Here is a 9,071-nt window from a genome sequence, read left to right on the forward strand (position 1 = left end):
CCGTTGACCGCGAATGCGGAGGAGCTTTCCCCGCCGACGGCCAACGTTGAGGACGCGCGCTCGCTGATGGTGGCTGCCCAGGGGGATGAGGAGAATATTCCGAGCAAGGTCTCCGCATACCGAAACGACAAGTTCCTGGTTCTCGATATGTGTGAAACTTTAACGGCGGAGTACGGCGGCGATACTGGTGGGTGCGTCGCGCCCGTCACTGAGGAGAATATTGCTGTATATCCGGAATCGGTAAACGTTGGAGATACTGTCGCTTTAGGAGGTTTCGGGGTATACCCTCCTCGGGAACGAATGTCTGGCAATAACGATGGTGTGTATAATCCCAAGGCTGGGGACAGCTTCACTATTGGGTATCCCTCTAACGTCGACCCATTGGAGCCCGGTGGCATTTGGGGTGGTCAGGGTGGGATTTTTGGTGGTCAGGACGATCCTGACAAAGGATGGCCAATCAGAGACATCGTGACAGGTGACGGGACCGACGGGCCGCTCGGCTACTGTAAGGAAGATTCCGGAAAGCTCACCTGTACGCTCGACCGTGATATGGCCGAGGGTGGTGCTGCGTCGATCATCTTCTGGAGTAAAGTAACGCCAGCCAACGGTAATATGCCGACGAAGATCGACTACACCATCAACGGGTCAGGCTTCACCGTGGTGGGTCCCGATGAGGTCATTCCGGACGGCGGTGGTTCGAACCCGAACCAACCGGGAAATCCCGATAACTCCGGCTCGCTTCCCGGAAGCTCCGACATCACGGGTTCTCTCCCCGGTGGTTCAGGGGACTCGGGAGTGCTTCTCGCGTTGCTCGGCGGTGCCGGACTTCTGGCTGGCATCGGCGGCCTCATCGGTTGGCTGCTGAACTCGGGCATCATCTCGCTGCCGAGCATCCCGGGCCTGCCGAAGTTCTGACCGGTCGATGGAGCGGGAATTCTCCCCGCTGACCGCCGCACTTGTCGCCTGCGGTAGCGACACCGGCGATGACAGCACAGGGAGCGCGCCGGTCTTCACTACCGCAGTGTCCGCTCCGTCTGGGGTGGGACGCGGGACAGTGCACCGGGACCGGAATCGCGACGAACACGCCGGCTGACACATTAGCCACTCCCGCCGGCCAGCCCGCGATGGATGCGGCGTCGTCCTCCGGAAACTCCACCTCCCGCGCCGCTTCGACCGGCACGATCTGCGTCGGCGGGGAAGACATCACCATCACCGAGGACAACGCCTTCCCGATCATCGACGGGGAGTGCGGTGTGGTGACCGTGACCGCCAGCAACCTCGGCGGGAGTATCGCGAACGCCCGCGAAGTGCACATGACCGGCGCGAACAACAGCATCAACGGCGAGCACTGGGGTGAGCTCACCATCGACCGAACGACGAACACCGTCAACGTCGACGAGATGGACCACCTCGTCATCAACGGCGACACGAACACCGTGCTCGCCTCCACGATCACCCGCTTCGAGGTCTACGGAGACGTCAACGTCGTGAACTGGGACGACGGGGCGCAGGCGCCGGTGGCGGACACCGGGCGGCTCAACACCTACACGCGCTAAGGGAACTGCGCTGGGCCGGTTGCGCGGGGACGGTTACCTCAACCGCTCCAGCTACCCCAACCGCCCCGGCGCCGGCACCGCGCCCGGTGACCCGTGGACGGCCATGAAACTCGTCGACCAGGCCAGCGGGGCATCCGCGGTGAGCACGTCGCCGTGGTGCCAGTCGACGTGGACCCGGTCGGCGTCCACGTCCACCGCCATGTACCCGTGCCGCGTGAGGTCGACGTACCGGAACCAGTCGTCGACCCGCGTGAGAATCTCCTCACCGGTGCCGAGCACCGCGAGGACCGGCTCTTTCAACGCCGGGGAGGACGCCATCCCGTCGAAAGCGCTCGACGCCGTCACTGACGGGGTGACGAACTCCGTGGCCACGGCCTGACGGTTCCGACCCAGTCGCCAGTCACCCGCGTGCGCCGGGATGTCGGATGCCCAGGACGAGTGGATGTCACCGGTGAGGAAGACGACGCCCGGCTTCGCAGTGCCGCCGGTCCCGCCTGCACCACCGATCACGTCAATGATCCGCTGCCGCTCCGCCATGTACCCGTCCCACTGGTCGGCGTTGAGCGCCAGCCCGTCGGACGGCAGTCCGATCTGGTCTACCAGCCAGTCGTGGATCCGCGGGTCCAGGGTGTTCGGCAGTGTCATCGGAGCGAACATCACCTCGTTGCCGATCAGCTGCCACCGGGTGTCCGACGAACTGAGCACATCGGTGAACCAGTCGGCCTGGTTGCGACCCATCATCGTCCGGTCCGGAGCCCCGGCACCGTCGCCACCCCGCCACGCGGCGGGGATCTCCTGCTGTTCATCTCGGAAGGACCGCAGGTCAGGGATAATGAACTCGGCGAGCGTCCCGTAGCGCAGATGACGTTGCAGCGGCAGCCCGCGCACCGGCATCCACTCCAGGTACGCCTGTGTCGCCGCGGCTTTCATGGCGGCGAAGTCGTCGCCGGGTTCGAAGGAATTGCCGGTGACACCGTCGCGCCAGTTGTTGTCGGCGAACTCGTGGTCGTCCCAGATCGCGATGAGGGGCTTGGCGGCGAGAAGATCAGCGAGGTCGACATCCCGGTGGTAGTGGCCCTGCCGGATGCGATAGTCCGCCAGAGTCACGGTCCGGTTCGGCGGCTGGACACGACGGACGGTCGTGTCATACGCCCCGCCGTACTCCCCGGTGGCGTACTCGTAGGTGAAGTCGCCGAGGTGCAGCGTGAACTCGAGGTCGGGGCGGTCAGCCATGTCCCGGTAGGCGCGGAAGTACCCGGCCTCGTAGTTCGCGCAGGAGCACACCCCGAAGCGCAGCCGACCCGGATCCGTCCCCGGTGCCGGGGCGGTACGGGCGTGACCGGTGCGCGAGACTTCACCGGCGGCCGGGCCGTCGAGCACGGTGAAACGGTAGACGTAGTCGGTGGCGGGGGCCAGGCCGGCGGCGTCGACCTTCACCGTGTGGTCGGCGGACGCATCGGTGCGCACCTCCCCGGAGACCGCACCCGAGAAATCCTCGGCCCCGGAGATCTCCCAGCGCACCGTGGTCGGCTCACCGAGCCCTGAGCCGGGCGTGGCGTCCGGGGTCGGGGTGACGCGCGTCCACAGGACCACGGCGTCCGGCAGAGGATCGCCGGAGGCGACGGAGTGGAGGAACGCCCCCGACTCCGACGCCGGGCCTGTGGCGGACGCGTCCGCCCGAGGAGCCAGGGCCACAGCTCCGAGGGCGGCTGCGCCGGCGAGGAATCCGCGTCGACTGAACCGCGTCACGCCGGCACCCCGTTCACCGTCAGGACGCCACCGTCAGTGCTGACCTGGGCGGCGGAGGCCGCGGCGAGATTCAGGCGCTGCCATGACCCCGCGGAGCCCTGGTCGTCCAGCGGGGAACCGGCGGGCAGTGCGGTCACCCGCAGCACCGCGGCGCGCTGATCGTAGGTCAGGTTCGGGAAACAGTTGATGAGCAGGTCCGGCGCGGCCTGCGGGACGATCATCGGGGCCCCGGCGGAGTAGACGGAGGCGAGACCGTAGGTCCCCTGGTCAGCGTACGACCGTGCCGCCTCAGCGTCACTACGGTAGTTGGCCTGGGCGGCGACGGTGGCGGCCAGCGGCTCACCGGTGCGCCACTCCAGCTCCCCGCGCAGTTCCTCGCCTGCCCGGGTGAGGGCGTCCCGCATCTTCGGGTCGTTCCACCGGTCGGCCGCGGCCGCGCTGCCGGTCATGCGTCCGCCGATGACGTCGAGGGGGTAGTGCACACCCATGACGACGCGGCTCTCCCCGGCATCCGATCCGCGGGCGAGCAGCTGCGGAGCGAGTTCAGGCAGAAGCGTGGCGAGCAGCGTGGTGACCAGCACCGCCTGGTTAGTGTGCCCGGAGGGGAAGGACGCCGAGCCCCCGAGAGCGTAGTAGTCCTCGTCACTGGTGTCGTTGTGGTGGACGATGCGGTCCGGGGCGACCTCGAAAGGCCGTGGATTGTTGAAGATCTCCTTCTCCACCAAGGTGGATGCGGCGATCCCCTGCACCCGGGAGAGGTAGCCGGAGTCGAGCAGGGCGCGGGTCTTCGGCAGCCGGTTCTCGGCGATGGCCGTGCGCAGGTGCGGGGCGAGGACGCTGCCGAAGGCGTCGGCGAAGTTGTCGAGCATGTCGCCGTCATCGACGCGGGCGTCGGCCTGGGCGGACGCGACGCGTTCGGGTGAGGCGGTGTTGTTGATCTCCACGACGGTGTCGAGGTTGGCGGCGATCGTGTCCGGGTGGTTGTTGCGCAGGTCGTCGAAACCTGCGATGACCTGGTGGTAGATGCCGCCGGGGTAGGAGCTGACGTCCGAGATGTATCCGACGTAGGAGTCCGGGCCGAAGGGCTGGGGGACGGGCGCGCCGGGGTGCTGGAGCGCGGGGAGCGGGGCGGGGAGGTACTGCTCCCGGAGGTCGCTGACCTGCTGGGGAAGGGCGGGGGCTGCGGGGACCGCCGGTTGTGCCGCCGCCTGCGGGACGGCCGTCAGCGCTGTGGCGGTGGCGAGGATGAGGGCGGACGCCGTCAGGGAGGGCGTCGCGGGGAGCAGTCGGGATCGGGGGTTCACGGATTCTCACGCTAACTGCCGTGTCCGGCGCGCAGGAGGTGTCCACATGAACACTTGATGAAATCCTCGGAACGTGATGCTGAAGGTACGCAAGTGACGCATGGTAACGGCGAACACTAATTTTAAGGTATGGAGTCATAAACGTGTAGCAGTAATTGGGGGCCTTTTCTGTGTTGGAATGACTTTCGGAGACGTTTTATATTTACGGCAGTTGGAAGATGCCGTGCGGTCCGCGCGACCTTTCCACATTCGTTCTTCCCCACGTTTCTGGAGAAAAGGAAATCAGCATGAAGAAGAAGGCAGCAGGTGCCGTACTGGTCGTCGGTGTCATCGCCCTGGGCATGTCCGCCGCTCCGGCGTCCGCCGACAACGTCCGCGTGGACTTCGGCAGCTCCGTCGTCGACGTTCCGGTGCCGGACGGCCTCGGCCCCATCCTCAACCAGGTCATCCCCGGTGACATCAGCGGCATCGTAGGCAGCGCCAACGGCCTGCTCGACCTCATCGGCGCCGACGGCAGCTCCACCGGCGGCGGCACCGGCGGCGGCACCGGCGCCGGCTCCAACGGTGTCGCGTCGATCAGTGGCAGCCTGAGCACCTACGACGGTCGTGAACTTGGACCGAACATCTACTCTCTCGGCTTCAGGCCCAACGTCCGGTGGGAGGCGCGGGACTGGTCCAACGGGAAGATCACCGGCAACAAGTGCCAGATGGAGATCTCCTTCCCGGGTACCGACAAGGCGACCTACAAGACCGCCAACTGTGCGACGTACACGCATGAAACTCCCACCTACAAGAAGGCCGGTACCTACTCCATCAAGATCCTCGACCGGGTCTCGGGCAAGTCCACCACCAAGACCTTCACCGTCACCAACTGACTCCAGCTGGTGACATCCGACACCACTTGACACCTCCGACACCACTTGACACCTCCGGCGAGGCAGACGACGCTCCGCTGACCCGATAACCAGAAGTGCATGACCGGCAGTATCGACCTGCCGGCCGTGCGTCTTCGTCGTGGCGTCATGAGAACAGACCCAGCGTCATGAGAAACTCGCGCAAAAGCCCGTTGAACCGTGATTCTCTGATGATCCCCGATCGCCCGAGGATGCGCTGACACCCCGAGAACCTCCGCAACGCCCCCAGAATTCGGGGGTGACGAGCCTGCTGACGGGGAGTTATCCGGGCCTTACGCTGAAGAGGTGAGAATTGTGGCCCGGTCTGCGCGCACGTCGGTCCCGCACGCGGCAAAACCGGGTCGACGACCGAAGGCGCGGAGAACACGCACCACCCGCGCCATGCGCACCAGCACCCAGGTCTCCGTCGAGGCGTCCATGATGCGCATCGCCACCCTGGCGATCATGTGCACCTGGCCTCTGTGGCTGTTCTTCGCCCTCGCCCCCGGTCTCAGCGTGGACGGGGGACCGGGCGCCACCGACGGCACCGACGGCACCGAACGCAACTGGGTCGTCGGGAACTGGTACGTCATCACCACCGCCCTGATCTTCGCCAGCGCCGAGACCGCACTCATCGCCGCCTGGGTCCGAGGCACCCGCCGGGCCCTCGTCACCGGTCTGCGCTACGCGGGAGCCACCCTCGTCGCGTCACTCCTTCTCCTCCTCGCACGTCCCGACACCGGCCAGGACAGCGGCAACCCCGGCCTCTGGTTCGCGGGTTTCTGCGCCCTTCCCGCCACCGCCTTCGCCGTCACCGTGTCGATGCGCACCGCCTTCCTTTTCACGGGCGTCACCGTCGGCGTGACGGCGGCCGTCAACACCGTCACCGGAGGTTTCACCGCCCCGGTGCAGTTCATCGCCTACGTCGGCTACTCCGTCATCCTCGGTCAGTACTTCGCCCAGTTCGCTGCCGCGGCCCTCCACATCGGCCGCACCGTCGACCGCACCGAGGACGCCGCCCGGCGCAACAGTGTCCGCGCGGCCCGCCTCCGGGCCCGCACCGCGGAGATGGTGAAGTTCACCGCCCTCGTCCATGACAACGTCCTCTCCAACCTCTCCGCCGTCGCCCGCGGTGACAAGCCCGAGGCACTCCCGGACCTCTCCCTCACCTCCCTGTTCGAGGGCGGTGCGGAGGTCGCACCCCAGACATTCGCCGAGGCGGTCGGCCTCGCGGTCACCGGCGTCACCCCGGACTGCGCCGTCGACGTGACCGTCACCGGGGACGCCACACCGGTCCCCACGGTCGTGGCGTCCCCCATGGTCCTGGCACTGAGCGAGCTGGCGCGGAACTCCGCGACCCACGCTGCGGGAGCCACCCGGCGTCGGTGCGTCGTCGTCATCGGCGCGGCGGAGGTGACCATCCGGTACTGCGACAACGGTGCCGGCTTCGACCCTGACGAGGTGCGGCAGACCGCCGCCGGCCTGCGTATCTCCGTGCGTGGCAGGATGGACGCCGTCGACGGCGGGGGAGCGTCGATCACCTCGACCCCGGGTGCCGGCACGACCGCCGAACTGACCTGGAGCGGCGTCAACGACCCTGAGCCGCCGGAGGAGAGCGGCCCCGACGCCCCCGTCGCCAATATCATGGCCCGCTCCGACCTCGAGGGGACGCTGGCGATGAACCCGGTCTTCTTCCACGTCTCCACGGCCGTCCACGCCGCCCTGTTCGTGGCGATGGCGGCGGCGAACGGACCGCTCGCAGCCCCGGCCACCCTCGCCACCCTCACCCTGCTCCTCGTCGCGGCGGTGATCCTCATCTACGGGGAGATCAGTCCGCTGCAGCACCACCGCGCGCAGCTCGTCCCGGTGCTGTTGGTCGCCGCGATCGTCGTCGGCCTGTGGCAGCATCCGGACGGACCGGAGGGATGGCTGCGTGGCTGGCATCTCGCCGCTGTCGCACTGCTCGCCGCGATGCTCGCCGTCGCCCGACGCCCCTGGTACGCGCTGGGCACTGTCACAGCCGGTGCGGCCGCCCTGCAGGTCCTCGACCTCACCGGTGTCACCCCGGAGCAGTCGGCGGGGCTCACCGGTGTCTCGCTGACCGGCCCGTCCCTCATCGTCGTCGCCGCAGTGATCGTGAACTTCGGCCTGTACTCCGTCGTGTGGCGCGTCCCCGCAGCCCAGGAGCGCCTGCGTCGGTCGGTCGAGGAGGAGACGGTCGCGGAGGAGTCCGCCCAGCAGCGTGCGCAGAACCTCCGGTTGCTGGAGGCCACCGTCGGACCGGTGTTCACCGCGGTCAACGGTGCGGGGGAGATCTCCCCGGCGCTCGCCCGACGCGCCCGTCTCACCGAGCTGGGGTTGCGCGACATGATCCGGTCGCCGCTGCTCAACGCCCCGGCGCTGCGGGACGCCGTGCGGGACGCCCGCCTGCGCGGCGTCACCGTCCTGCTCCTCGACGACCTCACCGGACGTCAGGGCGGCGACCCCGGTCAGCCGGACGCGGAGAAGGCGGTGGAGCTGCTGCTCGGGGAGTTCGTCACTGCGGTGGACGCCGCGCAGCCCGGTGCGCGGGTGACGGTGCGCCTGCTGCCGCCGGGGCGTTCGGCGTTCGCGACGGTGACCGACGGCGACGGGTCACGGCGGTTCCCGGTCCCCGGAGACACGGCGACGGTTTAGTGACATCCCCCTTACTATCTATGTCGTCCTGCTGATCTTCACGCTGTCACGCTAATGTGGCGTTATGCCTGCACCGACACTTCGTATCGCGGCCGTTGACGACCATGAGTTGTCGTTGCGTGGGTTGGCGTCCGTGGTGGAGGGAGCGGACGACATTGAACTTGTCGGCATGTTCTCCACGGTGGATGCCCTGCTCGCCGAACTGGACGGTGACCAGGATGTGGATCTTGTGGTTCTGGACCTGCGGTTGCGGGACGATTCCGATCCTGCTGTGAACGTCGATCGGCTTCACGCGTTGACCCCGAACATCCTGGTGCTGTCGTCCCTGGAGAGTCCGTTCCTGGTCCGCCGTGCCTTGCGCGCCGGGGTGTTGGGGATGATGCCGAAGTCGGAGTGTGCGGAGGCGTTGCTCGCGGCGATGCGGGATGCGGCGGCCGGGTGTCCGGTGACGACCACGGAGTGGGCCGCGGTCATTGACGGGGACCCGGTCGGATACCAGATCGGTGACGAGCACGTGCCCTGGCAGGAGGTGCATCTCTCACCGCGTCAGCAGGAGGTGCTGGAGTTGTACGCCTCCGGTGAGCCGGCGAAGCGGGTGGCGTCGATGACCGGGTTGACTGCGGCGACGGTGCAGGACTACCTCAAGCGCATCAAGCAGAAGTATGAGGCGGTGGGGCGTCGCGCTCAGACGAAGACCGACCTGGTCTTCGCGGCACAGGAGGACGGTTACCTGCCCGGGCCGACCGACCCGGTGATCGGTTAGGCGGATCGGATAGTCGAGTGGGATAGGTCGGGGTGGCGTCGTTCCCAGGGCTCCGTCAAAGTCGTCTCGTGAGCCTGTGACCAGTATGAACGCTGACGACACGCCGGGGTAGATACACGACGGGTACGTA

6 protein-coding genes and 1 pseudogene are annotated in these 9,071 nt (G+C 67.3%); 5 read left to right on the forward strand and 2 right to left on the reverse strand.

The window, feature by feature from the left end:
• Both QZV72_RS14525 and QZV72_RS14530 read left to right on the forward strand, forming a co-directional pair.
• Positions 1–915 (forward strand): annotated as a pseudogene (locus tag QZV72_RS14525) (hypothetical protein); the annotation flags it as partial.
• 209 nt (positions 916–1,124) lie between these two features.
• The gene (locus tag QZV72_RS14530) at positions 1,125–1,556 is read left to right on the forward strand and encodes a hypothetical protein (protein ID WP_297009437.1); all 432 of its coding nucleotides are present in this window, start codon (positions 1,125–1,127) and stop codon (positions 1,554–1,556) included.
• Positions 1,557–1,607: 51 nt separating this feature from the next.
• Here QZV72_RS14530 and QZV72_RS14535 read toward each other — a convergent pair whose 3' ends face one another.
• Positions 1,608–3,305 carry an alkaline phosphatase gene (locus QZV72_RS14535; RefSeq protein ID WP_297009439.1) on the reverse strand — a complete coding sequence of 566 codons (1,698 nt, stop codon included), beginning with the start codon at positions 3,303–3,305 and terminating at the stop codon, positions 1,608–1,610.
• Positions 3,302–4,609, reverse strand: coding sequence for a phosphatase PAP2 family protein (locus tag QZV72_RS14540; protein WP_297009440.1), 1,308 nt, complete (start codon positions 4,607–4,609; stop codon positions 3,302–3,304). Before QZV72_RS14540 ends, QZV72_RS14535 begins: the two co-directional genes overlap by 4 nt.
• A gap of 287 nt (positions 4,610–4,896) precedes the next feature.
• Between QZV72_RS14540 and QZV72_RS14545 the strand changes: the two genes are divergently transcribed.
• The 3 genes from QZV72_RS14545 (at position 4,897) to QZV72_RS14555 (ending at position 8,941) form a co-directional block, all read left to right on the forward strand.
• Positions 4,897–5,484 (forward strand): hypothetical protein, encoded by a 588-nt coding sequence (locus tag QZV72_RS14545; RefSeq protein WP_297009442.1) that lies wholly within the window; start codon positions 4,897–4,899, stop codon positions 5,482–5,484.
• Positions 5,485–5,904: 420 nt separating this feature from the next.
• Entirely contained in the window at positions 5,905–8,178 is a 2,274-nt protein-coding gene (locus tag QZV72_RS14550; RefSeq protein ID WP_297009443.1) for a hypothetical protein, read from the forward strand.
• 64 nt (positions 8,179–8,242) lie between these two features.
• The gene (locus QZV72_RS14555) at positions 8,243–8,941 is read left to right on the forward strand and encodes a response regulator transcription factor (RefSeq protein WP_297009444.1); all 699 of its coding nucleotides are present in this window, start codon (positions 8,243–8,245) and stop codon (positions 8,939–8,941) included.
• The last annotated feature ends 130 nt before the right edge of the window (positions 8,942–9,071 follow it).

Origin of the sequence: uncultured Corynebacterium sp. (assembly GCF_902782855.1) — a bacterium.
Classification (GTDB): domain Bacteria; phylum Actinomycetota; class Actinomycetes; order Mycobacteriales; family Mycobacteriaceae; genus Corynebacterium.